Here is a 26,302-nt window from a genome sequence, read left to right on the forward strand (position 1 = left end):
GCAGTCACTTTTTTCAACATCTCTTACTTCTGGATGCATAGGACAAATATAGACCGTACCGCTATAATTTTCCGGTATCTTGTCGTACTTATCGTCTTCGACAGAATTTACCTCATTACTATTATTAGCATCCGCTCCATGACAATGCGCATGACTATCTTCATGGTTGTTGGATTCAGCAACCTCGTCTTCAGGTTTAAGAAACATGCCACATATTGGGCAGTCACTTTTTTCAACATCTCTTACTTCTGGATGCATAGGACAAATATAGACCGTACCGCTATAATTTTCCGGTACTTTATCGTACTGACCACCTTTGATAGATTTTTCATCGGCAATATGTTTCATAAAACCACTCCTTGAAGACAATAAATATTGATAATAAGTACAACTCTTAAAGCACTATCATCAATCCTCGATTGCTATTCATCTAATCATTAATCTAAAAACCTCTAAAAAATAATTTCTATACTTTTCAATTGGAATTTAGTTTTTATCACGCAAATACTTGAGCAGTGCCATGATTGTTAGTACTAGTACTGCGAAAAATAGTAGGGTGAATAACAAACAGATAAGCATCATAACCCAGCCCATGCCATACATCATTGAGCCGTTCATCATGCCATGCATTGACCCATTCATTATGATTTCTCCTCAGTCTAAACTGTGATCACTCCAACTCTTCAATTAATTTTTACTCGAACCGAAGAGGTTTACTGACTGTTAATATATCAATATCTTTAGCGCACTTTGGCGAACCAACGATATAGTGGCACGAACAAGATGGCGAAATACCAACCGTAAAGATATGATTCTACAAGTCCAATTAGAAAACCTGTCCATGTTAACCACTCAAAGCCAGGTAGTAGAGGTGCCCAAGCTTCGTGCATCGCTATCTGTTCGGGTGCGAGTAAACCAAACCCTATGCATAATAGATAACTAATAAGTAGAAACAACGATACACTATTGCCAACAGGGGCAATCCTTAAAGTACTTGTTGTTAAGTTTGATTTGACCATCTTAGTAATCCTCACTATTGTATGATGTGGTTCAAGCTCAAGATAACCAATCGTATCTAACCATGCTAACTCTAAGGATTTGTATGAATTAAAGCTTTATCCTGTATTGATATTACTTTTTAACTCGTGCGGCGGCGGCAAGTTGACGCCATTGACCCCATTGAGGAATAAACATTGGCACTTGCTGTTTGTAAGCAAGGTAGTCTTTACCAAACTCTTCAAACATATGCCGTTCCTCACGTCGAGCTAACCATGTGTATACAAGCACAATCACTGGAAACAGACCGATTGAAAACAGAGTTGGCCAATGCACCACACCCTCACCGAACAGTGCAATAAACAACCCGGTGTACTGAGGATGACGTACGTAGGCATAGAGTCCATCAGTTACTAAACGATTTTCCCCTCGTGCTTTGTGGACTTGGCGCCAACCTTGAGCAAAAAGACCGACTCCTAAAAATGCAATAGCATAGCCGAGTAGCATTGAGATCATCATGCCTGTCTCACCTAAACCAACAAGGGTCGACCATAAGCTAGCGCTGACATATTGGCTGTCCAAACCAAAAAACCGTACTAATAAATATATAGTGAGCGGAAAGCCATACATTTCTGCGTAAAGTGCAATAATGAAAGCCTGAACTACACCAGCACCCGCCCATTCACGCCAGTTCTTTGGTGCGAAATAACGGTAAAAGAACCAAGAAATCAGAACAATAACAATTAGTGCGAGACCCCAAGTTCCAGCGTGATTAAATGACTCATTCATAGCTTACTTTCCCTGTTGTCTTTATGAATATCGTATTGCATGAAATCAATTCTTGAAGATAGTAAGCAGACGCTTAAATCTATGCAATTTTTAACCAAACAATTTTCTGTAAACTCTTTGATGTTACTGTCAATGATGGTCTGCAAGCGTATCTTTTTCGATAGCTTTTTTCCTCGCTGAAGATTTCAGGTAAACCTGCTCAGCCACAGCAATCACTACAATAGTGACGACTGCTACGCCAAGTACGAATGGATCTGAGTTTAGTTTAATCCAGACAAAACCGCCGAGAACCAACAGGTCAAGAAGTATGGCCACTATAGGCACCCACATCACCGCCTTTATATCCTGACGAAGGTATCGCAAAACACCCCAATGAATGGCGATATCCATAATTAGATAGAAAACAATGCCAAGCGCTGCAATTCGTGATAAGTCAAATAACGTCGTAAAAGCTAAACCCAACACCACAGTATAGACCAACGTATGTTTTTGAACGCTTCCCGGCATTCCCAAATGACGATGAGGCACCAGCTTCATCTCAGTCAACATAGCAAGCATACGAGAGACTGCGAAGATGCTAGCAAGGAGGCCGCCAGCGGTAGCTACCATTGCGATTGCAACTGTGAACCATAGACCATAGTCGCCAAGTGCTGGGCGTGCGGCGGCAGCCAAGGAGTAATCTTTAGTTTCGATGATTTCGGCAAGAGATAGATTACTAGACACCGCGAAACCGACTAGAGTGTAAATAACTACGCATATTGCGATTGATATTACAATGGCACGGCCGACGTTGCGATGAGGATTTTTTACTTCCGAGCCACTGTTGGTAATCGTGGTAAAGCCTTTAAATGCCAGTATGCCTAGCGCCGTTGCGCCAAGAAAGTCACCAACAGTATTAGTGTCATCTAATGTAGAAGAATCAACTGCAAAGCTATCAGCTAGCCAGATACCAACCAACCCGAATATAAGAATACCGACAATTTTTATAATACCGATAACCGATGCAACCCCCTGAATCCAACGATTACCAAGTAAATTGATAAAGAACGCAGCAAGAATAAGCGCGGCGCCAAGGATGGATACCATGCGACCGCTGTCATCGCCACCGAATAACTGCATAGTGTATGACCCGAACGTCCGGGCCAAAAAGCTCTGCGCTATAACCATGGAGAAATACATCAGCAGGGCATTAAATCCAGTCGGTAAACGATCTCCGTATGCCTGATGCAGGTACATTGCAACACCGCCAGCCGACGGGTAAGCGTTAGAGATTTTGATATAAGAATAGGCACTAAAAGAAACAACGATTGCGGCGGCTAGAAAAGCAAGTGGGAAAAGCGAACCCGTCATCTGAGCCATCTGACCGGTCAGAGCGAAAATACCAGCACCGATCATGACACCGGTACCTAGCATAACTGTTCCTGATAATGTCAAACTATCCTTCTGATAGCGAGTCGTTCTATCTTGCTTCATACTTATTCGACCTTAATTTATTTCTTCGTAGAACTTCAGTTTTACAGGTTATTTTTGAAGTAAGGAGTAGGTATAGTTAGAATTAAAAGACGCGATATAGTAAATAGTTTTTAAAGAAGAGCTTACTTATTGGTATCATAATATATTATTCCAACTCATCAATAAGTGCTTGCATCTCACCGATTTCACGCTTTTGTGCTTCGATAATGTCATCAGCAAGCTGACGTACACGTGGATCTTCGATATCAGCACGCGAACTGGTCAAAATAGCAATCGAGTGATGCGGTATCATCGCCTGCATCCAATCCACTTGATCGACCGTTTGCTGAGAGCGTACGCCCCAAAGACCAAAGGCAAATAAAACTACGCTAACCCCATAAACCATCAAGTTTATCTTGGTTTTTTTATACATATTGGTCATAAAGGCGAGCATGATAATTGCCATCATAGCGCCCATATACAGCGCCATATAAGCTCGGGTTTCACTAAAGTAAATATGATCCCACTGATAGGTGTTAAAATACATCATGATAAACATCACCACTGTGGATGTTAAAATCATGATTGTGAACTTTACATAAGGGTTCATTTGCTTCTGTTTATTATCCATATGGTTATTCATATTCTTGTCCTTAATTTAGTAAAAAGGCACCTAAATAAAGAGGTGCCTTTTTTTAGAGCTAGTGTTATAAACTGTTGTTACTTACATGGTTAACACTAGAACCAAAACATCACACCAGCAGTCAGACTATTAGAATCAACGTCTTCGTCCTCTTGACGACGTAAGTCTCGCGCATCACCCAAGGCGCTCTCGTAGCTGAAACCAACATAAGGCGCGAGCTGACGACTGAATGTCTCATAAGCCAGCCTAACTTCAGCCCCAAACTCATTAAATCCTTTAGTAATACCGTTATCGGTATCGTCTTTACTAAAGGCTGTCAGCCCTACTTCTGGTCTGACAACCCAACGCTGAGTCAAACGCCACTCATATGCCGTACCTAAGTCAAGACGTACTTGACCATCAGTATAGAGATAGGCTCTTGCATCTGTTTCAACAAAGTATGGTGCAGTACCTACGATACCCGCCATAAGGGCAGCCTTATCGTTTTTGGTATCATAAGCGACACCTGCTTCACCATTCCAAAAAATACTTAGCGGCTTCCAATAAGCCAGTGAGTTCAGACTATCAATTTTTTTATCGTCCTTAGTCTGAACACTACCTTCGCTACGTAGCGTTACGCGGTTGCTGTCTGTACCGTACCACGTATCAAACTTATAATTGATTTGATCATCGTCAAATTGATAGCCCAAATCGTCTACTGATACGCCCCATAACGGTAAGCTACCCATCATCACAGGCTTACCAAAGCGACCATAGGGAACACCGTTTGAATAGTCAGGACTGCGAGCATCAGCTGGAGCTTCGCCACCTTGCATTCCTGACATGTCCATACTGCCATGATCCATGCCCGACATATCCATGCCACTATGATCCATACCTGACATATCGCCCGACATATCCATGCCACTATGATCCATATCTGACATGTCACCTGACATATCCATACCACTGTGATCCATATCCGACATATCGCCTGACATATCCATACCACTATGATCCATATCCGACATATCGCCTGACATATCCATGCCACTATGGTCCATATCTGACATATTGCCCGACATATCCATGCTGCTGTGATCCATATCCGACATGTCCATACCAGACATATCCATTTTGCTATGATCCATATCCGACATGTCCATACTACTATGGTCCATATCTGACATAGTCATGTCTTTTTTAACCGTGGACGGGTCAGCAGCATTAGCAAATGATGATGCTAATAATACCAATGATGATACCCCGGCGAACCGTAAACCTACTTTATGTATTTTCATCTCATCTCTCACCTATCAACCAAAGATTTGCTTAAACAACGGCAACTTCTCTAAACATCCCTGCTTCCATGTGATAGAGCAAGTGGCAATGCCATGCCCATCTGCCAGCTTCTCCGGTGACATCAAAGCTTATCTTTTGTGCAGGCTGTACCATTATCGTATGCTTACGTACTTGAAACTCACCTGAAGGCATCCGCAGATCGCTCCACATACCATGCAAATGCATGGGATGATTCATCATGGTGTCATTGACTAAGGTAATACGTACGCGCTCGCCCGGCTTAATATTGACCGGTGCGGCATCTTTGAACATAACCCCGTCTAGAGCCCAAATATAGCGCTCCATGTTTCCCGTCAGATGTATTTCAATCTCTCTGGTGGGTTTGCGCTGCTCTGCCATTATCTCATCGCCGACAGAGCGCAACTGACTATAATTCAAAACCTTTCTATCAATGTTACGTAGATTAATACCAGGGTCATCAAGGTTCATACGCGGACTATCAACGCGCATATCGGACTTAAAGTCATATTCTGTTTTGGCATGTTTAGCGTTATAGCCATTCGATCCCATGGCGCCCATCATGTCGGCCATCGTCAGCCATTCGATTTTGTCCATAGCAGGTATCGCAGGACGAGCACCTTTTTTGGTAGCAAGCGTTGTCGCAACATAGCCTGACCGATCTATGTTTTGAGCAAATATGGTATGCGCGTCTTTAGTGGGCGTCACGATGACATCATAAGTCTCGGCCACCCCAATACGGAAATCATCGATATCGACGGGACTGACATCAATCCCATCCGTCGCGACGACTTTCATTTTTAGGCCGGGGATGCGTACATCAAATATCGTCTGCGCTGAACCATTAATAAAACGTAGTTTGACAGGCTGTCCAGCCTTGACAAGTTGCGTCCAGTTAGCCGCTGTGGTTTTACCATTCATAAGATAAGTAAACGTGGTCTCACCAGATAAATCAGTAAAGTCTGTCGGCATCATCCGCACCTGATTCCACGTTTTGCGCTTATCAAAAGCAGCTTTTAGATCCGTAGCGGCAATATCGGACAATAGCTTTTTAAAGTCTGGCAGATGATAATTATCAAAGCCAGCACGCTGCTTAAGTAGTTTTAGCAGATTATGCGGATCGCGATGCGTCCAATCACTAAGCAGGATAACGTGATCTTCCTCGATAGGATAGCGTTCGCGCCCTTTCGGCTCAATGACGATGGCCCCGCGCATACCGGTTTGTTCTTGGAAGCCAGTATGCGAGTGATACCAATAAGTGCCTGACTGTATCAGTTTAAATTTGTACGTGAAGGTGCTACCCGCAGGAATACCATCAAAGCTGATACCCGGTACGCCATCCATCTCAAACGGCACTAAGAGGCCATGCCAGTGAATAGAGGTCGACTCATTCAGCTGATTATGGACTCGAATGGTGACCGTATCGCCTTCTTGCATCTTAAGCGTTGGCGCAGGCAGTGAGTCATTTATCAGCGTTGCCATGCTTGACTTGCCGTTGACCGTTATCATCTTCTCACTGACATAAAGATCAAATTCATTACCCGTTAGTATAGGTACAATGTGATCGGCTCTATCACTATTGACTACGACATTTTGGCTTTTAGTTAAAGCACTATTAGCCATCGTCGGTAGTGTGGATAGCATCGACGCGCCGAGCAAGGTGGATGACCCTGTCAAAAAACGCCTGCGGTTAAATCTGTTTTTATTCATAATATTGACCTAAGTTAATCCATGAAATGAGAGTTGAACTTATATATCTGATAACTTATTAATAGAACTACATCTGCTGCGCTGGCGACTCAATAGCCGCATACACTTGAGTGCTGCCATCCTTGTTCAATTGCATGACTTTATAGGGCATAAATTTATCTTGATATTCCATGCCCGGACTACCAACTGGCATACTCGGTACGGCAAGACCGATGGAATCAGTTGGCGGATTGGCTAGAAACTGTGCCATGTATTTGGCAGGAACGTGACCTTCAAAAACATAACCATTAGTAGTGACGGTGGTATGACAAGAGCGCATTTGCTGCGGGACACCGTAACGCTCTTTAAATAAAGATAAATCTGTAACGTCTTGCGCAGTTGCGCTTAGACCATGACCTTCGGCATAGCCTACCCATTCTTTACAGCAGCCGCAGTTGGCATCTTTATAAACTGTGGCTGAGACGTTTTGTAGAATTGTCGACCCAGTACCTGAATTAGCACTGACAGACATCATTTGCGGTTGTGGTTGCTCTATTTGAGCACTTTTGGTGGCAAGCGTTGGCTCAGTTTGAGTAGAATTTGAAACACTAGTATCGGGCTGACTACAAGCCATTACTGTTGACGTTGCTACTAGTAAAAGAGCAGAAGCTGATACCTTTTTATGTCCATTGCCCATTATATTTATATAGCGTCTCATAACTTACTCCTAAGCGTCTGCTTATCTGTTGAACCTTCTAAAGATTTATACCCTATAACTAAGTGTAGTATAGGCAAAGTTTAAATCCCAAAAGGCAGCACTATTTAACACTGCACTTTTATAAAGGAATATGGAAGAATTAATGCTGCATTCCAGCTCCACCTTCTGACATATCCATCATGTCGCTATTCAGTGACATATCCATCATGTCATCATCCAGTCTAGTGGTTAGCATGGTATACTGATTCTCATTTAACTCAGGTAGTGATCTAATAAAAGCGACCATTGCCCACATTCTATCGTCGTCATGAGAAGCACCCCATGCTGGCATGCCTGATGCCATAATACCGTGCTTAATCGCCCAAAAACTTTGCTGAGCTCCTGCATCCGTTTTATAACGATCAACTACTTGCGCATTAGTGAAATTAGGTGGCTTAGGGTATAGGCTCTCACTAAAATCAGTGCTCTCTACCCCAGGAGACAAATGGCAGCCTGCGCACATATCTTTGTAATCGGCACCGCCTGAGCTAATCATCTCTACTTTTTCTAAATCTGGAACAATAATGTCCTTGCTAGCGTAGGCTATTGAACGGGTGCGAGCCGTCTCCAAGAAATTATAAACCAATGGACTATGTCCTTGATCAGCGCCAATATTAATGACACCACTCATGACCACAGTAAAGACACCAACAATAGCGACCACGACAGTGAAAAGTACTCCTAGTAAAAACTTCATGAGTTTATCCTAAAATTCATTTTCTTTAATACCCTACTCTTAGCGTCTACAAATATTTCCTACAAACCCTTATTACTGATTGATGAAACTATCTAGCAGTAATAAAGGATTTATAAAATCAATGTTTAAGAGTCACTTTTATCTGTTACGCAGTGCTTTTGATACATTTGTTTCATTTTACCCATGTTAGCCATCATTGATTTCATAGCGGGATCGTTCATATCCATTTTGCTATGATCCATTTTTTGCATCATTTGCATATGCTTTTCCATTTTTTCACAGTTCATCTGATCTTTTTCAGCGTGCATTTTAGGATCATGTGCTAGAGCTGAGGTTGAAACGACTAGAGCGACGGCAGTGGCTACGATTGCTTTAGGTAAAGACTTTGATTTAAAGAGTGACATGGTTAATCCTTAATTGATTTAGTTGAGGGTACATAAAGCTTTAGGATATTAATTCAGTCTAAAGCATAACTTATTGATTCTGACAGAGAGATGACAGCAAGATGACAATATTGTCATCTTGCTACTTTTATATTTTAATGCTGCACGTATTCATTTAGTATGGCATCAGCATTTCTATCACGATCGCTACCATATTTTTTTATAAAATACTTTTCAGACTGCAGATGTTGATCTTGATGCTGAACTTGGCAAGCGACTCGTGCATCAACATAGCTTTTCATTTGAGCATCAGACATCTGCGCGTTATTGTGATCTAGATTTCTGGCAAACGTAGTTAAGTTATCGCAATTATCGATAATTGAAGTGCTTAGATTGGTAGTATGCGCATTAGCTGCTGATATACCGATAAGCATCGAAGCGGATAGCAGCACCACTTTTTTGAATGAACGATAGCTTTTCATATAACATCCTTAATAAATTATTAAATATTGAAACTAATTACCTGTAGTAATAATTCATAGTAGCTACTCGTATCAAGAATGAGCCGCTATGTACTATAGGTATAGATTAACAAACGAAGACTGACCATTTGATGACGAGCGCATGACATCTTTGTCAGATACCAGTCCGTTTTGTCATTTATATTGATTTGGGTATTATAAAATCATAATTATATTGAAGGATTACTATGAAAGTACTACTAGTAGAAGATGAATTAAAACTCGGCGAATATGTAAAAAAAGGCTTAAGTGAAGCAGGCTTCATTGTTGATCATCAGCTGACAGGTTTAGATGGCTACCATGCTATGATGACTGAAGAGTTTAGCGTGATACTCATGGATGTTATGCTGCCTGATGTTAGCGGTTTTGAGCTAGTACGTAATTACCGAGCGGCTGGCAAGCATACGCCAGTGTTATTTCTAACCGCAAAAGATGATTTAGATGACAAAATCAAGGGGATTGAGATTGGCGGTGATGATTATCTGACCAAACCTTTTGCCTTTGCAGAGTTAATAGTCAGGATAAAAAGCTTATTACGACGCGCCAATCAAGCCGACTATAAAAGTACGCTCATGCAAATAGCGGATCTCAAAATGGACATTGCCAAGCGCACTGTACATAGAGGAGACACGCCCATTAAACTAACCGCAAAAGAGTTCTCCCTATTACAGTTTCTATTAGAGCGCCGCGGTGAAGTATTACCACGCTCAATCATTGCTTCACAAGTATGGGATATGAACTTTGATAACGATACTAATGTGATTGATGTGGCAATAAGACGTCTGCGTATAAAAATAGACGATGAGTTTGATACCAAGCTAATTCATACTGTGCGTGCCATGGGCTACCGATTAGATGCTGTCGACGTTTCAGCTAGTAATAAAGCTGCCAGCGAAACGGAAGATAGCCAATATGATAAATAGATTGGACAATCGACGCTTACCCTTACTATGGCGAACTGTGTTTTTATTGACGATATTTGTCGTTTTATCGCAGTTGATAATCTATATCTGGGTACAGCACTCTGTTAAAGGCCATTTTGAGCAAATGGATGCTGAAATCATTACCCACGCAGCCTTTAATCTACGTAAGCGCGTAACAGAGGCGGATAACCAAATAGCCTCTCAGACACTACCTAAGCCTCAAAGTCCATCAAACACTCAACAACCGCTAAGCTCGAAAGCTTCTTCAAATCTACTTCCTACAATAGCCACAGAAAATGATGATCACCTGCATTCATCAGCGCTAGATTACGATCTAAAAACTATCATTGCTGATAAAGAGGGGCGATTGCTATCTAGTACTCCCAAAAACTTTGCTAATGAATTAAGTGCCGACTTTAACCTATTATCATTACAGCAACATGATGACAGACAGTTTGTAATAAATATTAAAGACAGACGTTATCGAGCTATGGTTATTGGAGACAATGATGACATGCTTGCCCTTATCGCCTTACCCATTGACGTGCATCATCAGTATTTATTACAGTTTAACCGTCAACTTAGTCTGATCCTATTTGCCATCACACTACTGTTGGTTTCAATAGCAGCCTTAAGCGTGTATTGGGGTTTTGCCCCTTTATCCACTATCGTGCAAAGGATGAAAGGTATTCATCCTGAAAAATTGAGCGAAAGAGTAATAGTTAGTGATATGCCATTAGAGCTAAGACCTTTAGCAGAATCCTATAACTCGATGATGGCTAAGCTTGAAAGCAATTTTGAGTCGTTGTCGCGATTTTCAGACAATATCGCGCATGAGCTACGCACGCCAATAGCGACGCTGATTACGCAAACGCAAGTCATGTTAAATAAGCCTAGAGAGGAAGAGGAATATGTCGAACAATTACATCAGCAACATGACACCTTAGAGCAATTATCGGCGATGATTAACAACATGCTACTGCTAGCAAAAACCCAAAAAGGACTGAGTGATTCGCAAGTGACTACTGTAGATACTGAGGTCCTAATCAATAAGCTGTTAGATTACTTTGAAATGATTGCCGAGGATCGTAAAATAACTTTTGTAAAATTAGGAGATTTTAAGGCAGTATTAGGCGATGAAGGTTTATTACAAAGGCTATTTGCTAATCTGCTATCAAACGCGATCTACTACGCCGCTAGTAATAGCGTCGTCACAATATCAGCCACTGTCAACACTCCAAATACTTCCGTTAATAATTATAAGATGCTTGAAGACGATCAAAGTAACACTCAAACCGCGAAGCAATCTTGGCTAGAGATAACTTTTACTAACCTTCTAGAAAAACCTCTAAACCAAAGCGAAGCAGATCGATTGTTTGAGCGCTTTTATCGTCATGATAAAACTAGCCAGCACCATTCAGGATCAGGTTTGGGTTTATCTATCGTTCAGGCTATTGCTAATGCTCATAAAGGGACGGTCAATATCACTAACAAAGATGAGTATTGTTTTGAAGTTACTGTAGGATTATTGATTGCTAAGTAGCATACACCTCAATATCCTAGTGTTCAAAATATTAATAATATGTAGACCTACTATAGGTCTATTTTATTTTGATAAGTCGAAAGGCTCTGAATGCTATTATTCATATAGTGTATAAGGCTAGATTATGAAGTCTAATTTTCTTAGGTGATGTTGTTGATATGGGGGTATGAACAAAATGCCACTTTTATCTTTTTTAGTATTGACTGCTTTGGGTTCTAGTGTTTGGACAACTGTACTGACGCTTGCAGGTTACCACTTCGGCAAAAACTACGAGGTTATAGAGACTGCGTTAGCACCCTACTCAAAGATTTTTTTATCGATTGCTATAGTAATTATAATTAGTTGGTTTATTAGGCGTCGACTAACCAGCTAAAGTAGAGGCAATATGCATCCTTAAGCTTATTATCTAACTATTTATTTTTAAGAATATATTATCTTCTTAAAGCATTACTCAACCCAAATATCTTAACGTCTTCTTAACAGGCCTCTTGTTATCGTAAGGAATCAAACTCCTTACCATCCTGTTGAGAAGCCTAGTTATGTCAACCTCTCAAGCACTTAGCACTGAAATCACCAAAGCTCCTACCCAAAAAAGCTATCTAAACAGCATTTTTAATCATGAAATTAATCTTAACTATCTGATTATTATCATTGCGCTCTATTTAGTCGCTACTGCAAATTTTGGTTTTTTCGCGCAAGTGCTTAGCATTTACCCTTTTGGTAATAACGTTGGCTTCATGGTTTCTATCACAGGCTTATTGTTCGGCTTAATGTGGCTGCTTTTCCAATTATTTTGCTATCGTCCTATTGCTAAACCAGTGCTCATCGCTATGGTAATGATAGCGGCCGTATGTGGCTATTTTACTGACGCTTATGGCACTATTTTCGATACTAATATGCTGATCAATAGTATACAAACCGATCAAGGTGAAGCGATGGGGCTGATGTCGCTAAGCTTCTTTATACGAGTGTTCCTGCTAGGCGTTATACCCGCAGTTATTATTGCTAAAATCCGCATAAAAAGAGTACCTTTACGTCGAGCGCTATGGCAAAAAGCGTTAACCTTAACCTCATCTATCGCCTTAATGGCTGTCTGCCTACTGCCCTTTGGCGATCAATACGCCACCTTTTTTCGTCAGCATAAAATGGTTCGTAGTTATGCTAATCCTATTACCCCTATCTACTCGGTTATCAAATTAGGTACCGATTATGTTGAGAAACTTCGTCGTCCTGATACATTGACCCTGCATGCGACAGACGCCAAACGTATAACCCCTACTGCTGGTACTAGTGCAGCAAAACCTAAACTCATGGTATTTGTCGTTGGTGAAACGGTTCGTGCCGATCATATCGCTCTTAATGGCTACAAGCGCGACACTACGCCTTTACTTGCTAGCCAGCCAAATATCTATAGCTTTAGAAATGCGACCTCTTGTGGCACGTCCACCGCTTATTCCGTACCTTGTATGTTTAGTTATGCTAATCGAGAAAATTATGATTACAATACGGCAGACTATAATGAAAATGTACTAGATACCTTGAACAAGCAAGGCGTCAAAGTTGTTTGGCGAGACAATAATTCGAGCTCTAAAGGAGTAGCTAATAGAGTAACTTTTGAGGACTTTAAGACGCCTGATGTCAATCCAAATTGTGATGAGGAGTGTCGTGATATTGGTATGCTTGACGGTTTTGATACTTTAGTTAAGTCAGATACAGGAGTAACAGCAGACGGCTCTGCTAAAGACACCCTTATTTTATTGCATCAAATGGGTAATCATGGTCCCGCTTACTACAAACGTTATCCTAAGGAGTTTGAAGAGTACAAACCAGTATGCATGACGAACGAGCTTGCTAAATGCGATGATCAATCCGTCATCAATGCTTATGACAATGCTATTCGTTATACAGATTATTTCTTAAATAACGTGATTAATACGCTCAAAAAGTATGAGCAGGACTATGATGTGGTAATGGTATATATTAGCGATCATGGCGAAAGTTTAGGCGAGAATAATATTTACTTGCATGGCATGCCCTACGCTATCGCACCTGATGCGCAAAAGCAGGTGCCTGTCATCATTTGGTCGCCTACTAGCAATAATATTGATAAAAGTAGTCTCATTAGTACGATTAATCAGCCCGTGTCACATGACTTTATTACGCCAACTTTACTTAACTTTTTCGGTATTACTACCGATGAGGTAGCAGCAGCGCCAACCTTTTTTAAAACTATCCATTAAGACCTTCAACCTAGGCGCTACTAATATTTATACAAGAGACTATTATGTACAAGATACTTATCATCGAAGACAATCCCGATATCGTCGCCAATATTTATGCCTTTTTTGAACCAAAAGGTTTTGAGCTGGACAACGCTCATAATGGCATTAGCGGCTTAACACTCGCCGCGAATAATCGCTATGACGTTATTTTATTAGATGTCATGCTGCCGGGTATGGACGGCACCAAGCTATGTAAAAAACTGAGAGAAGAGCTACATAATAAAACCCCTGTATTGATGCTGACGGCTCGTGATACGATTTTGGATAAAGTCGCAGGCTTCGATAGTGGCGCTGACGATTATCTGGTCAAGCCTTTTTCACTTATTGAGTTGGAATCACGTATCAAAGCGCTTATCCGTCGAAATCAGGATGAGCATTTTGAGCACAGCTTAGCTGTCGGACCATTATCCTTAAATGCTAATGAGCACACGATTAGACGAGAAGGTAAATCACTAAAACTGACACCGACAGGGTTTAAAATTTTAGAAACATTAATGAATGCGTCGCCACGAGTCGTCAGTAAAAGTGAGCTTGAGGAAAAGGTATGGGGTGAGGATATTCCAAGTAGCGATGCGCTACGGACTCATATGCATAGTGTACGCGTACAAGTCGACAAGCCATTTGCCAGACCTATGATAATGACGATGCCTGGAGTGGGTTATCAAATTGTTGATCCCGATAAAGTATAAAATATTCTTGTACGATTTAGCGACTCAGCCTGATTGAGAGTCGTGTTAGTGATATCTACTATTCCCTTCTTACCGCCTTCTACTAGAAGTAAATACCATGTTCAGCATCGACTCCATCGCCAATAAATTTCGACTGTCATATTTTCTATTTGCCATACTACTGTGTGCGACATTCGTCAGCATTTTTGTGTACGCTGAGACAAGGATGGAGCAAGAGTTGGTCAAAGCTCGTTTGCTACAACAGCTAGAGCTTAGTCAAGAAAAGGACGGCGATCAGCCTATTTATACGGCAAAACCTGGCATCACTATTTATCGTTATAATCATGCACCTGATAATTTAAAAGCTTTGGCAACCGAGACAGTGCAAGAGATGCCCGTAACCGTGCCCACCAAAGGTGGCGATGTTAGAACGGAACTGCATTTTTTTCACTATCAAAAAAATAAGCAAAACTATATTTTGAGCTATTTAGAAGACACTGAGATGGTAATGGGGAACTACCCTGTCCTTGCCATCTTTGAGCACCTAGAAGATATCTTTGCTAATGCCTTGAGAGTTGCCGTTATTTTAAGCTTACTAATTGCCGCAATATTTTCTCAGCTATCCTCTAGGCAAATTACTAAACCTTTATTAGACTTAAAAAAAGCAGTAGAGACCGATCATCAAAATTTAACCGAATTGACCCATTTGCCCTCCGAGGTTGGCGTATTAGCACGCGCTATTGATGAGAAGAATCATAAGCTTGAGCAGTATCTCAAACGTGAGCAGCTATTTACTGGAGATGTTAGCCACGAGTTGCGCACGCCTTTGACGATTATCATGGGTGCATCAGAAGTACTGGCTTCCCAGTTAGAAGGCGATAGCCGTTTGAGCGAGTTTACTAACCGTATTAGCAATACGGCCAAAGAAACCTCTGAGATTATCAGCGCATTATTACTACTCTCGCGTGCTCCTGAAAAACTGGACGCTCCGCAAACCTCTATCAATAACATTGCTAACAATGAGGTGGAGCGCTTGAAATACTTGCTACGGTATAAGACTGTGACTTATGCAGTAGTCGCTGAACAAGAGTATTTTGCCTACGTACGACCTGAATTACTAAAAATGGCACTAGGCAACTTAATAAAGAATGCCTTTCAATACACGGATGAGGGTGAGGTAGTTATTATTATTGACGATAAAAAAATCACCGTTACCGATACTGGCTTGGGTATTCCTGAAGCGATGATGCCTCTACTCTATGAAAGGTTTGAGCGTTTAGAGCAAAAGAAAAATGATGGGCAATTAACTGATAAGTTCTCGTCAAAAGATTATACGAGCTATAAGGTTGATGGCACAGGGTTAGGTCTAAGTATTGTTCAGCGCATCATAACGCATATGGGCTGGCAACTTACCCATCAAGCTAATGCTGCAGGCGGTAGTACGTTTAGTATTTATTATAAATAAATTCTACTAATAAACAATCTTTAAAAGCCTAAGACATTACAAGTTAGCAGTACAGTTTAAAACCATTTCTTACTTTTAAAATACACAACGATGGCCACAGTCAATGTTACCATCACACCCCACAAGGCAAAGTAACCCTCATTCCATTTTAACTCAGGCATATAGTCAAAATTCATACCGTAAACGCCTACCAAAAATGTTAATGGTATAAATACCACTGACACTAAGGTCAAGGTACGTATGATTTCATTCAAACGATGGCCCTGAATTGAGAATATCAGATTGGTTTTACTATCAAGCTCAAACAACTCAAAATCAATTTCATCAATCAAATTGTTGGCTTGCTCTTTAAGTTCGGTGAAATACTTACTATCCATAGGAATAATATTAATCGTTTCCAGCTTTACAATGGTATTGCGAAGGCTCAGCGTCGCTTTCTTAAAGTTCAACATGCGACGTTTTTGCTCCTCAACCTTTTTAGTAAAATAAGGCGTTGGATTAATATTGGTCACCTTTATCGAGTCACCGTCAGCATTCAGTAATTTCTCAAACGTCTCTTCATAGTTTGCTATCAATGACTCAATCAACAGAAAAAGCAAATAATCTACTTTTTTGCTTCGAACTTGTCCTTTGCCTTCGCTTAAGCGATCACGAATCCACTGAAAATGATTATTATGATTCTCTTGCAAACTCCATAACATATTTGACGATACAACGAAAATCAATTGTTTATTATCTAGATTTTTGTCATCAGTTTTTAATACTTTTAGAGCGATAAACAGGACATTATCGAGTTCGATAACCTTATTGGCATGCTCATCATCTTGCAATAATTTAATTAAAAAATCATCAAACTGGTTCTGGATGACAACTTGTTTCATCTCATTTAATTCACTCAATCCATAAGTATTGAGCCAAAAAACTTCGTCGCCGTGAGGCTTAAAGTTTAAAATTAAGATATCTTCACAAGGTACTATTGACACTTTTGAAGGTGAATAAGTAATAAGTGTAGTGTTTCGTAAGAACTTTTCTGACATCCCTTCCCCCTATAGAAACTCCTTTAATCAAAATTTAGTAAACTTGATATCTAGAACAAATATTAGCTATGTTAAACGTTTAATAGTCTTTTAATAGTGATTTAACTCAGAAAATTAAGCAATATTTATTATATCTACTCGCTAATCAAACTCTTATTTTCCGCTAAGTTTCCCCTATGTCGTCTCTCGTATTATAGATTCATACCCACAAGGTAGCTGGCAAAACCACTAATGGTGTGTCAGAAATTGATTAATACAAAGGATGACTCTCATGAAAAACTTATCAACGCTAACCAAATCAGCAATCATCGCCCTTACTATTGCAGGCGTAGGTGCAACCGCTATCGCCGCCCCTGCTGCTAATACCAAAGCCGTAACTGGATCAAGTGAAGCTGTCAGCGCTATGCAAAGTAAGATCAGCTTAACGCAAGCAATCGATATAGCTAAACAGAATGCTAAAGGTGATCTAATCAGCGCAGAATTCGATTATGACGACGATGATGATAATGGCAACGGTGCTGTAACGGGCGAGTATGAAGTTGAGTTTGTATCAAACGGTACGGCTTACGAGGTCAAGATCGACGCCAATACTGGCAAAGTCATCGAGACTGAAAAAGAGAAGTTAGATAAAGAAGACATGGCTGAATATAGAGCGCTGATGCAAGCCAAAGTTACGCTAACTAGTGCTATGCAAAAAGCCACTCAAAGCGTAAATGGTAAAGTCATCGGTGTTGAGTTCGAGCTTGAAAAAGGTCAAGCCTTATATGACATCGAAGTTGTCAAAGACAATCAGATATATGATGTGAGCATAGATGCCAATACTGGCAAGGTTCTAAGCAGCCAAGTTGATATGGAGGATGATGGCTAAAAAGTAAGCAAAGCTAAATACTAACTCTTCATTAATAGGATGCAGTAGCCAATACCTTGATAAACAAGGTGTCGGCTATTGCTTTTTTGTATATATTGAATTTTGATATTAATATTGCCCTTTCCAAATAATTTTATAAATATTTTTTATCTTAACGCTTCCTTAACAGCTCCAAGCACATACTGATACCCAAGTGCTAACCAGTGCCCTCCTACACTGGGATCATTACAACAATAAATATATCGGTGATTGCACTTTTTCTTATTTTCACTGTAACTTCAATAGTCAGTAGTAGCCAATACCTTAATCAAACTCGGTATTCGCTACTGCTTCTTATTATATGAAATTCATCTTAACGCGATCTTAACATGCACTGTAATATCATTAAGACCTGCCAGCTATTCTAATCTTAATAAATACTAAGCTATCGATATGAATAATTCCAAGACTACTGCTCTGAGCCACGAACATACAAATCTTGATTATAAAAATCAGCCTGTATCTGATGATACTTTTGTAGCGGATAGTTTTGCAAATGAGGTTAAAGGTAAAAAAGGGTTAGCCCGTATTGTAAAAGCTACGGGGTATTCTATAGATGGTTTTAAAGCGGCTTATAAGTTTGAAGCGGCCTTTAGGCAAGTTATCTGGCTCAATCTCTTATTGTTCACGGTCATTATATTTATGCCTTTTAACGTCAGCGCCAAAATGGTGCTTGTGATTGCTTCATTCTTATCCCTCATTGTGGAGCTTATTAATACGGGTATTGAAGCGAGCGTCGATCATACTTCAACGGATCATCATCCCCTCGCTAAAATAGCCAAGGACGTGGGTTCTGCCGCGCAATTTTTGGCATTATTACTATTGTTCGTTTTGTGGTGCATGGCGTTATCTAATCTTTTATTTTAAAAAGTGCTTAAATTTTTAGCAATTTAATACATTGAGTAAGGTATTTTCATGATTTTAGAAGATAACCCAACTAACTGGATATGGCTTAAGCTTTTTTGCTTAACAATTATTGCCGCTCTAACCTTTGAGCATAGCCAATTTGATATTCGTATTAGTGAGTTTTTCTATAATAATGGTCAGTGGCTGATAGAAAAAGGCGAACAGCCTTACGCTTTTATTTTTTATGATGGTCCTAAAGCATTATTAATCTTGTTGGCTCTCTATTTAATATCCGTATTGGTTATCAAATACAGACAATCTTCAAATATCGCCTCTATCATCGATAACAATAAAACAAGTAAATTTATTGTGCCCTTCTCAATTCGTGAAATAAGTTACTTACTTATTGTTCTTATTGTGGTGCCTTCTACTATCGCGCTATTAAAAAGCGTTACTCATGTGAGCTGTCCTAATCATCTAACGCTTTTTGGCGGGGATCTACCTTATCTTAATCTATGGCAAAATATGCTTGCTAAAACCGATACAAAATGTTTTCCAGCAGCTCATGCCAGCGCAGGATTTTCTTTGTATGGCTTAGCATTTTTACCTACTCTTTATAAGTATCGCTATCGAATATTTGAAATCGTAACCGTATTAGGCTGGACAATGGGCCTATATAAAATGATGTTTGGTGATCATTTTTTTAGTCATACCTTAGTATCGATGTTGGTGTCTTTGACTATAGCTTGTGCGCTGGCCAGCGTGTTTTTTAAGAGAACAGAGCATAATTATGCTTCAAATAACCATCTTCACACCAATCGCTATCAGCACTAAACCGCCCAAAGCTTCTGCCCAACTGCCGAGCCATGTTCCTGACTGGCGTCCTATATAAGCCCCTAAAACACTTAAAATAGCGGTCGTCAATGCGATGATTAAACAGGCAGCATAAGCATTAACTACCAACAGGTTTAACGTAAAGCCCGCTGCCATCGCATCGAGACTAGTCGCTATAGCCAATGACAGCAAGGTTTTATGACTTACATTGATCCGAGTATCGTCACTAACCGAACACGACTCATAAAGCATCTTAATCCCAAGAGCCACTAGTATGATAAAAGCAATCCAAGCAGCCCATTCCGCAAACCAACCGAGCATAGTAGAGCCAAGCGCATAACCAATTAGCGGCATCACCCCCTGAGCAACACCGAAGTATAATCCAATGAGTAACGCCATTTTTATAAACTGCGACTTACCATCGCTTCTATGTGTCGAGCCAAGACCGATTGCAGCCGCAAACGCATCCGCAGCGAGTGCTAACGCCAATAATAGTATCTCAAACATAATAAAATATTACTCTGTATAAGGATTATCGAAAGAGCAACAGCATTATAGCCCAAAAATATGAGTAGCTAACTGAACGCTTATTCTACGCTAAGCTTCTTCTATGTCTTGTTTTGTATGATGGACTCATATCGACACTTCTGACAACTTTGATAATGAGTCGTCAGACATGAACCTTAAATACGGAGTAAACACGATGAAAAAACTATCAACCCTAAGCAAATCCCTACTTATTGCTCTTAGCGTTCTAGGTATTGGTACTCTCGCTGTTGCCTCAGGTCAAATACCTGCTATTTCAGGCGCAAAGACGAGTGACGCAGTCGCGATAGCACAGAGTAAAATCAGTCTAGAGCAAGCCGTCGCTATTGCACAAAAAACAGTCAAAGGAGACTTAATTAGCGCTGAGTTTGACCAAAACGATTATATGGCAAGTGGCGAGTATGAAATCAAGCTTATCAATGATGGAGTGGAGCATGAAGTAAAAATTGACGCCAGTAGCGGCAAAGTCCTAAAATCTAAGCAGGAAAAAATAGATCAAGACGACTTAGCAGAATATAACGCTATGAGGCAAGCCCAAATAACCCTAACCCAAGCCATGCAAAAAGCAACGCAAAGTGTTGGTGGCAAAATTACTGAAGCAGAGTTTGATTTTGATAACGGTATACCCGCTTATGAGATTGAAATAGCTAAAGGGATGGACATAAATAAACTGATAATCGATAGCATGAATGGTCAGGTTGTCAGCAGTCAGTTAGATGATGATTAATATTTTAAAACTTGGTTGAATATAGCTTAACAACGGCTCTACTCTGTACACTAGTATCGATTAGAGCTTTTTAGTTTGAGGACGCTATAAAAAGTGTCACTATAGATAAATATTTTTTAATCCTACTAGTCACATAATAAGGATATCCCATGCGCGTATTGGTAGTCGAAGATGACTTGATGATTGGCGAGAGTCTGAGCGAAGCCTTGCAAGATGAGGCTTATACGGTTGATTGGGTCAAAGACGGTCGTCAAGCCATACTGACATTAAGGGTGCAACCTTATGACATCATCTTATTAGACTTAGGTCTTCCAGAAGTTGATGGCATGGGCGTGTTGACTGCTATTCGCGATGCCAAGATTGAAACACCAGTGTTGATACTCACCGCGCGTGATCAATTAAAAGATAGAATTGCAGGCTTAGACTCAGGGGCTGATGATTATGTCGTCAAGCCTTTTGAGTTAGGAGAAGTCTTTGCACGCATGAGAGTACTTATTCGCCGTGCCCAAGGCAAGGCTGATAATCAAGTGACGGTTGGCAATTTAAGTTTAGATACCGCGCACAAACGGGTCATGATGGATGGTAGCCCTATCGATTTAACCGCAAAGGAGTACATGCTTCTCACTACCTTTATGCTATCGCCTGAAAAAGTCATGTCCAAAAATGAGCTTGAGGATTCGTTATATGGCTGGGGCGGCGAAGTTGAAAGTAACGCCATTGAGTTTTTGATTCATAGTTTACGCAAAAAGGTCGGACAAGATAGAATCAAAAATGTTCGTGGCCTTGGATGGTATATCAGCAATGCCTAAATTTCGTAAGCCCTTTAACTCATTACAGTTCCAACTTATCTTTTGGTCTGTTGTGTCATTATTACTACTGGCAATAGTGGCTGGTGGTTATGGATTTTGGGACAGCTATAACGAGATAAATGACTTTCAGGATGATAACTTAAAAAATACTGCTGCCTTATTAGAGCAGTCGCTTAATATTAGTGGTTTAAATAATAATGCTGCTTATTCATACAGTGACGAGCATGCCCGCAGCAACATTCACTTTGATACCGATGACGATGATGGTGCGATCACCGTTGATATAGTCATACTCTCCGCCTCACTCAATAACGGGGTAGAAGATTATCAGAACGTTCAAAGCGATGATGAGCATGATTACTCAGAACCTATACCGTTGGCATTAGTAAATAGCGTTCCACAAGGGATAAGCGATCAAAACATTGACGGTCATTCTTGGCGAACCTATAGAAATGATGTCAAGATTGAGTCTTTAGATACTGATGAAGAAGTGGCTCTAATTTTGCGCCAACAGACAGATTTACAGGATGATTTAGCCAAAGCTAGTGCCTTACAGTCTTTTTTACCCCTTATTATCGGTATAGCATTATTACTGCTTTTACTGCCTTTTATCATGTGGCGCATGATGAAACCTGTGCGTCAATTGCATCATGAGATAAGCGCACGTAATGAGAATGACCTAAGTCCTTTATCGATTGGTAGACTGCCCTCTGAATTGCTGCCACTAGCCGAATCGTTAAATAGATTATTGGCTATAGTCAAAATTAGTATTGAACGTCAGCAACGCTTTATCGCTGATGCTGCCCATGAACTGCGCTCGCCGCTGACTGCCATCTCACTACAATTACAACGATTACAGCGTATTAGTAATGATAACGTTATGTCGGAAGGCCTCGATAAACTGGCTATTCGCTTGAGGCGTAATCAAAGTTTGGTTGAGCAATTATTAACGCTCGCTCGTGCTGGTAATATCAATACCGAGCTTGGTACCGAGACAACAGCAACCAATGTTAAATCTATTATCGAACAAGTCATAGGGTTACTCATTCCTATTGCTGATAATAAGAACATCGAACTAACTGTCGACTTACAGTCAAGTAGCAAAGTAAAGATAGATGAGACATCATTATTAATGCTCATAAAAAACCTGATTCAAAACGCTATTATTTATACGCTAGATAATGGTCAAGTCATGGTTAAACTCTATCAACTTGAGCAAAACTCAGGCAGTTTGGATAAATCGGCTTTAAATGCTCAATATAATTTTGGCTCACATGTGATTCAATCTGGGAAATTAAATGATATATCCAAGACGCTAGATAACAAATTAGTATTACAGATCATAGATTCAGGCGCAGGCATTGACCCTAGTGATTATGAGAAAGCTTTTGAACCCTTTATACGGCTTAATCAAGTGATTAGTGCAGCTGATCAATTTAGCGACAGTAAACTTAACAATAGTATAAGCGCTTCAAGATCAGATAGCGCAAGTAAGCAATCACAGGAAATAGAAGGTACAGGACTTGGGCTCTCTATTGTTAAATCAATCTGTGAGCAGGCAGGTATCGATGTCTTTATGAAGGACTCTAATTCTGAGATTTTAAACTTACATGATAATCGAGGACTTTGTATAACTTTGATCTTTTAAACTCATACATAGAAATTTTAATAGATCTAAATAGTTGCATCTTCACACTTTCTTAACATCTCTATTGATAATTTAGTGACATCTACAACGTAACATTAAATTTGTTTACTAATAGAGTGAATCTAACGTAAGCATCCGACCATCCCATCTTTTCCTCACTTAAAAAATGCGAGATAGTGTCCACGATTAATAATCGTGGACACTAACATGACAACACAACCACCTAACAAACCCAAACGTAGAACTTACAGTGCTGAGTTTAAAGAACTTTTAGTACAAGAAGCTGAAGGTTCAGGGCGATCAATTGCCAGTATCGCTCGAGACCATAGCATCAACCAGAACCTTCTCCATAACTGGAAACGTCAGCATCACCGCAAAAAGACTGAAACTGGCATATTACCTGCTGCCATAAACAGTCCTGCTGATCCAAACCCCTGCTTTATCCCAATCCGCCTTGAACCTCAAGCAACTCATCTGTCCTCACCCTCCGTCATACAAAACATCAAGCTGCAAATCAGAGCCCCAGGACCTGGGTCCATAAGCCTTACTATTGCCCAAATAGACACCCAAAGTTTGATTGACCTACTACGAGGCCTACAATGATACCCATCACTCACATCTGGCTATCCACCGCGCCCATGGACATGCGATGTGGCAGCGGCAAACTACTGGCTCACATCATCACCCAGCACCAAGGCATCCGCCCTCACTGTGCCTACCTGTTTTACAACAAAACAGGCACACGGCTGAAAGTATTCATTCATGACGGACTTGGGGTTTGGCTTTGCAGCCGTCAGCTAGACGACAGCAAGTTTCATGGCTTAACCAAACCACTCACCCCCACTCAAACCGGCATCAACATCAACCGTGAGCAATTTAATGCCTTAATCAGTGGATTGCCTTGGCGTAACATGGGCAAAGATACATTGACCCCCATCCTATAAATACCCGATGACAGGCAAATAAAACTCTGGCAACATAGCACCATGACTGTTGCCACTCTATCCGACTTATCGAAAGACCCCATTTACGCCGAGCTTCTGGTGAAAATCCACCTGCTTGAACAGCGTAATGAGCACCTGCAACAACAGATTGTTCAAACAAACACGCGTCACGATCAACTACAGCAGCTCGTCAATAAAACCTTTGAGGAAAACCACAAGCTGTATCTAAAAGTACTGGAACTCATCGAAAAACAAAAGCGGCTCATCCATCAACTGTATGGACAAAAGAGCGAAGGCTTAAGTGCCAAACAAACCCACTTAAATCAGGAAGCTGCGCAAGAAGATTTATCTGCACTAGAACAAATCCGAGATGACTACCGCCACGACTTAACCCAAGATCAGCTTGCCAAGCTACCTGCTATCGATCCTATCCAGACAGAAATGCTCATCGGTGAGAGCGACCTTGAACCAAGCACACAGATCACTAACGGATCGCTACCCTCAGCCACTGATCAGCCTAAAAAAGCAAAGCGTGCTAAATACACGGTTATTCCTGACAACCTTGAGGTTAAAACTCTGGTTCATGAACCACTCACCACCGTTTGTGACTGCGGCTGTCAAATGAAGCGAATTGGGGAGGATAAACAGGACAAACTTGGACTCATCCCCAAGCAGTTTTATATTGAGCGACACCTCTATCCAAAATGGGTATGCCGTGAGTGTGACATCATTCATCAAGCGGCTGCACCCAAGCAAATCATTAACAAGAGCATCGCCACCCCTGAGCTGCTTGCTCACATTCTCATGAGTAAGTATGCAGACCATCAGCCTCTATATCGGCAGAATATTATCTATCAGCGAAGTGGGGTAAATATTCCCGATGCCACCATGGCAGACTGGGTGGGACGCTGTAGTGTTGCCATGGCACCTTTAGTGAACCGCTTGCATGCGCGGTTACTGTCTGAGCCTATCTTACATGCCGATGAAACACCGGTGTCTATCATGAAAAACCCTGTGAAAGCCGGCAGTAAATCATTAAAGAAAGGCTATGTTTGGGCGTATCTTACCCCACAGCATAGTGCATTAAAAGCGGTGGTGTATGACTTTGCCCAGAGCCGTCGTAATGAGCACCCTAAAGCCTTTTTAGACAAATGGCACGGTAAGCTGATTTACGATGATTACAGTGGGTATAAGTTTTTATTTCATCAAGGCGTGAGCGAAATCGGTTGTATGGCCCATGCACGGCGTAAGTTTCATGAATTGCACGTTACTGGACAAAGTGTTATTAGCATTGACGCATTAGCGTTATTCGGGCAGTTGTATGCGGTTGAACGTGAGATTGATGAGCGATTTGAAAAAAACACACCCCCAATACCAAGAGATCCCCAGATAGTCCGGAAAATCAGGCAAGAGAAAGCCAAACCGATTGCCGATAAGCTGCACCAATGGTTACAAGAAAAAAGACAGTTAACCACTAAGAATGCCAGTATTACTAAGGCGATTGATTATTGCCTAAAACGTTGGCAAGCGCTGACTTGTTATTTGGATGATGGGAGGTTGCCGATTGATAATAATTGGGCGGAAAATCAGATGCGTCCGTGGGCGCTTGGGCGTAAAAACTGGTTGTTTGCCGGTTCGCTGCGAAGTGGGCAGCGTGCTGCGAATATTATGTCAATCATTCAGTCAGCTCGCTTAAACGGCTTGGATGTGTCTGCCTATTTGACAGACGTGCTAAGACGCCTGCCTATTCAAGATGATCTAGATGAGTTGTTACCTCATCTCTGGATGCCATCGCAATAGGGGGTTGGTCGGATGCTTACCAAAAATATAGCATTAGTACCCATACGTTATTTGAAACCGTAAGCCAATGCTACGCTTGCTTAGATGATGTGTGCTG

28 protein-coding genes are annotated in these 26,302 nt (G+C 40.9%); 14 read left to right on the forward strand and 14 right to left on the reverse strand.

All coding sequences use genetic code 11. The features are described 5' to 3' along the window. The 12 genes from JMY08_RS12885 to JMY08_RS12935 all read right to left on the reverse strand — a co-directional run. The coding region (locus JMY08_RS12885; RefSeq protein WP_320157787.1) for a heavy metal-binding domain-containing protein at positions 1 to 348 on the reverse strand (348 nt) is incomplete at its 3' end. A 138-nt stretch (positions 349 to 486) separates the two neighbouring features. Continuing rightward, complete coding sequence (locus JMY08_RS12890) at positions 487 to 642, reverse strand: hypothetical protein (RefSeq protein ID WP_156770962.1); 156 nt, start codon at positions 640 to 642, stop codon at positions 487 to 489. 98 nt (positions 643 to 740) lie between these two features. Then, complete coding sequence (locus tag JMY08_RS14175; RefSeq protein ID WP_025645689.1) at positions 741 to 1,019, reverse strand: DUF5676 family membrane protein; 279 nt, start codon at positions 1,017 to 1,019, stop codon at positions 741 to 743. A gap of 112 nt (positions 1,020 to 1,131) precedes the next feature. Then, entirely contained in the window at positions 1,132 to 1,785 is a 654-nt protein-coding gene (locus JMY08_RS12895; protein WP_068037334.1) for a methyltransferase family protein, read from the reverse strand. Positions 1,786 to 1,914: 129 nt separating this feature from the next. Beyond that, entirely contained in the window at positions 1,915 to 3,258 is a 1,344-nt protein-coding gene (locus JMY08_RS12900; RefSeq protein WP_068037337.1) for an APC family permease, read from the reverse strand. A 145-nt stretch (positions 3,259 to 3,403) separates the two neighbouring features. Next, on the reverse strand, positions 3,404 to 3,880 hold the full coding sequence (locus JMY08_RS12905) for a DUF305 domain-containing protein (protein ID WP_201593647.1): 477 nt from the start codon (positions 3,878 to 3,880) through the stop codon (positions 3,404 to 3,406). A gap of 95 nt (positions 3,881 to 3,975) precedes the next feature. Continuing rightward, positions 3,976 to 5,160 (reverse strand): copper resistance protein B, encoded by a 1,185-nt coding sequence (locus JMY08_RS12910; protein WP_201593648.1) that lies wholly within the window; start codon positions 5,158 to 5,160, stop codon positions 3,976 to 3,978. A 31-nt stretch (positions 5,161 to 5,191) separates the two neighbouring features. Then, positions 5,192 to 6,889 carry a copper resistance system multicopper oxidase gene (locus JMY08_RS12915; protein WP_201593649.1) on the reverse strand — a complete coding sequence of 566 codons (1,698 nt, stop codon included), beginning with the start codon at positions 6,887 to 6,889 and terminating at the stop codon, positions 5,192 to 5,194. Positions 6,890 to 6,956: 67 nt separating this feature from the next. Then, positions 6,957 to 7,586, reverse strand: coding sequence for a DUF411 domain-containing protein (locus tag JMY08_RS12920; RefSeq protein WP_025645678.1), 630 nt, complete (start codon positions 7,584 to 7,586; stop codon positions 6,957 to 6,959). A 139-nt stretch (positions 7,587 to 7,725) separates the two neighbouring features. Continuing rightward, complete coding sequence (locus JMY08_RS12925; RefSeq protein ID WP_025645677.1) at positions 7,726 to 8,322, reverse strand: c-type cytochrome; 597 nt, start codon at positions 8,320 to 8,322, stop codon at positions 7,726 to 7,728. Between the two features lie 125 nt (positions 8,323 to 8,447). After that, positions 8,448 to 8,726 carry a hypothetical protein gene (locus tag JMY08_RS12930; RefSeq protein WP_193006275.1) on the reverse strand — a complete coding sequence of 93 codons (279 nt, stop codon included), beginning with the start codon at positions 8,724 to 8,726 and terminating at the stop codon, positions 8,448 to 8,450. Between the two features lie 134 nt (positions 8,727 to 8,860). After that, positions 8,861 to 9,187, reverse strand: coding sequence for a hypothetical protein (locus JMY08_RS12935; RefSeq protein WP_093068413.1), 327 nt, complete (start codon positions 9,185 to 9,187; stop codon positions 8,861 to 8,863). 227 nt (positions 9,188 to 9,414) lie between these two features. Here JMY08_RS12935 and JMY08_RS12940 point away from each other — a divergent pair, with 227 nt between their 5' ends. The 5 genes from JMY08_RS12940 (at position 9,415) to JMY08_RS12960 (ending at position 16,107) form a co-directional block, all read left to right on the forward strand. After that, entirely contained in the window at positions 9,415 to 10,149 is a 735-nt protein-coding gene (locus tag JMY08_RS12940) for a heavy metal response regulator transcription factor (protein WP_198334105.1), read from the forward strand. Further along, positions 10,139 to 11,692 (forward strand): ATP-binding protein, encoded by a 1,554-nt coding sequence (locus tag JMY08_RS12945; RefSeq protein WP_201593650.1) that lies wholly within the window; start codon positions 10,139 to 10,141, stop codon positions 11,690 to 11,692. Before JMY08_RS12940 ends, JMY08_RS12945 begins: the two co-directional genes overlap by 11 nt. Before the next feature lie 539 nt (positions 11,693 to 12,231). Further along, complete coding sequence (locus tag JMY08_RS12950) at positions 12,232 to 13,932, forward strand: phosphoethanolamine transferase (RefSeq protein WP_201593651.1); 1,701 nt, start codon at positions 12,232 to 12,234, stop codon at positions 13,930 to 13,932. A gap of 44 nt (positions 13,933 to 13,976) precedes the next feature. Beyond that, a complete protein-coding gene (locus JMY08_RS12955) occupies positions 13,977 to 14,663 on the forward strand; it encodes a response regulator transcription factor (protein WP_201593652.1) in 687 nt (228 codons plus the stop codon). 97 nt (positions 14,664 to 14,760) lie between these two features. Beyond that, positions 14,761 to 16,107 carry a sensor histidine kinase gene (locus JMY08_RS12960; protein WP_201593653.1) on the forward strand — a complete coding sequence of 449 codons (1,347 nt, stop codon included), beginning with the start codon at positions 14,761 to 14,763 and terminating at the stop codon, positions 16,105 to 16,107. A 56-nt stretch (positions 16,108 to 16,163) separates the two neighbouring features. On the opposite strand, the gene JMY08_RS12965 is transcribed toward JMY08_RS12960, so the two are convergent. Beyond that, on the reverse strand, positions 16,164 to 17,144 hold the full coding sequence (locus JMY08_RS12965) for a CorA family divalent cation transporter (protein ID WP_102077235.1): 981 nt from the start codon (positions 17,142 to 17,144) through the stop codon (positions 16,164 to 16,166). 271 nt (positions 17,145 to 17,415) lie between these two features. Between JMY08_RS12965 and JMY08_RS12970 the strand changes: the two genes are divergently transcribed. The 3 genes from JMY08_RS12970 to JMY08_RS12980 all read left to right on the forward strand — a co-directional run bounded on the left by JMY08_RS12970 (position 17,416) and on the right by JMY08_RS12980 (position 19,731). Beyond that, on the forward strand, positions 17,416 to 18,012 hold the full coding sequence (locus JMY08_RS12970) for a PepSY domain-containing protein (protein ID WP_025651486.1): 597 nt from the start codon (positions 17,416 to 17,418) through the stop codon (positions 18,010 to 18,012). A 432-nt stretch (positions 18,013 to 18,444) separates the two neighbouring features. Further along, positions 18,445 to 18,918, forward strand: a complete 474-nt coding sequence (locus tag JMY08_RS12975) for a diacylglycerol kinase (protein WP_025651484.1) — start codon at positions 18,445 to 18,447, stop codon at positions 18,916 to 18,918. Between the two features lie 48 nt (positions 18,919 to 18,966). Next, positions 18,967 to 19,731, forward strand: coding sequence for a PAP2 family lipid A phosphatase (locus JMY08_RS12980; protein ID WP_201567584.1), 765 nt, complete (start codon positions 18,967 to 18,969; stop codon positions 19,729 to 19,731). On the opposite strand, the gene JMY08_RS12985 is transcribed toward JMY08_RS12980, so the two are convergent. Next, the gene (locus JMY08_RS12985) at positions 19,693 to 20,238 is read right to left on the reverse strand and encodes a manganese efflux pump MntP family protein (protein WP_025651482.1); all 546 of its coding nucleotides are present in this window, start codon (positions 20,236 to 20,238) and stop codon (positions 19,693 to 19,695) included. The two genes, JMY08_RS12980 and JMY08_RS12985, sit on opposite strands and share 39 nt — an antisense overlap. A gap of 196 nt (positions 20,239 to 20,434) precedes the next feature. On the opposite strand from JMY08_RS12985, the gene JMY08_RS12990 reads away from it, so the two are divergent. The 6 genes from JMY08_RS12990 to tnpC all read left to right on the forward strand — a co-directional run bounded on the left by JMY08_RS12990 (position 20,435) and on the right by tnpC (position 26,205). Continuing rightward, on the forward strand, positions 20,435 to 21,004 hold the full coding sequence (locus tag JMY08_RS12990; RefSeq protein ID WP_025651480.1) for a PepSY domain-containing protein: 570 nt from the start codon (positions 20,435 to 20,437) through the stop codon (positions 21,002 to 21,004). A 149-nt stretch (positions 21,005 to 21,153) separates the two neighbouring features. Further along, positions 21,154 to 21,813: a response regulator gene (locus JMY08_RS12995; protein ID WP_025651479.1), complete on the forward strand. Its 660-nt coding sequence runs from the start codon at positions 21,154 to 21,156 to the stop codon at positions 21,811 to 21,813. Continuing rightward, on the forward strand, positions 21,806 to 23,461 hold the full coding sequence (locus tag JMY08_RS13000) for a sensor histidine kinase (RefSeq protein WP_201593654.1): 1,656 nt from the start codon (positions 21,806 to 21,808) through the stop codon (positions 23,459 to 23,461). The genes JMY08_RS12995 and JMY08_RS13000 overlap by 8 nt, the downstream gene beginning before the upstream one ends. Before the next feature lie 207 nt (positions 23,462 to 23,668). Further along, positions 23,669 to 24,064: a transposase gene (locus tag JMY08_RS13005; protein WP_201593655.1), complete on the forward strand. Its 396-nt coding sequence runs from the start codon at positions 23,669 to 23,671 to the stop codon at positions 24,062 to 24,064. Further along, entirely contained in the window at positions 24,061 to 24,405 is a 345-nt protein-coding gene (tnpB, locus tag JMY08_RS13010; protein WP_201593656.1) for an IS66 family insertion sequence element accessory protein TnpB, read from the forward strand. Before JMY08_RS13005 ends, tnpB begins: the two co-directional genes overlap by 4 nt. Positions 24,406 to 24,447: 42 nt before the next feature. After that, entirely contained in the window at positions 24,448 to 26,205 is a 1,758-nt protein-coding gene (gene tnpC / locus JMY08_RS13015; protein ID WP_201593657.1) for an IS66 family transposase, read from the forward strand. Positions 26,206 to 26,302 lie beyond the last annotated feature (97 nt).

It is taken from the genome of Psychrobacter sp. Pi2-51, assembly GCF_904846665.1.
Classification (GTDB): domain Bacteria; phylum Pseudomonadota; class Gammaproteobacteria; order Pseudomonadales; family Moraxellaceae; genus Psychrobacter; species Psychrobacter glaciei.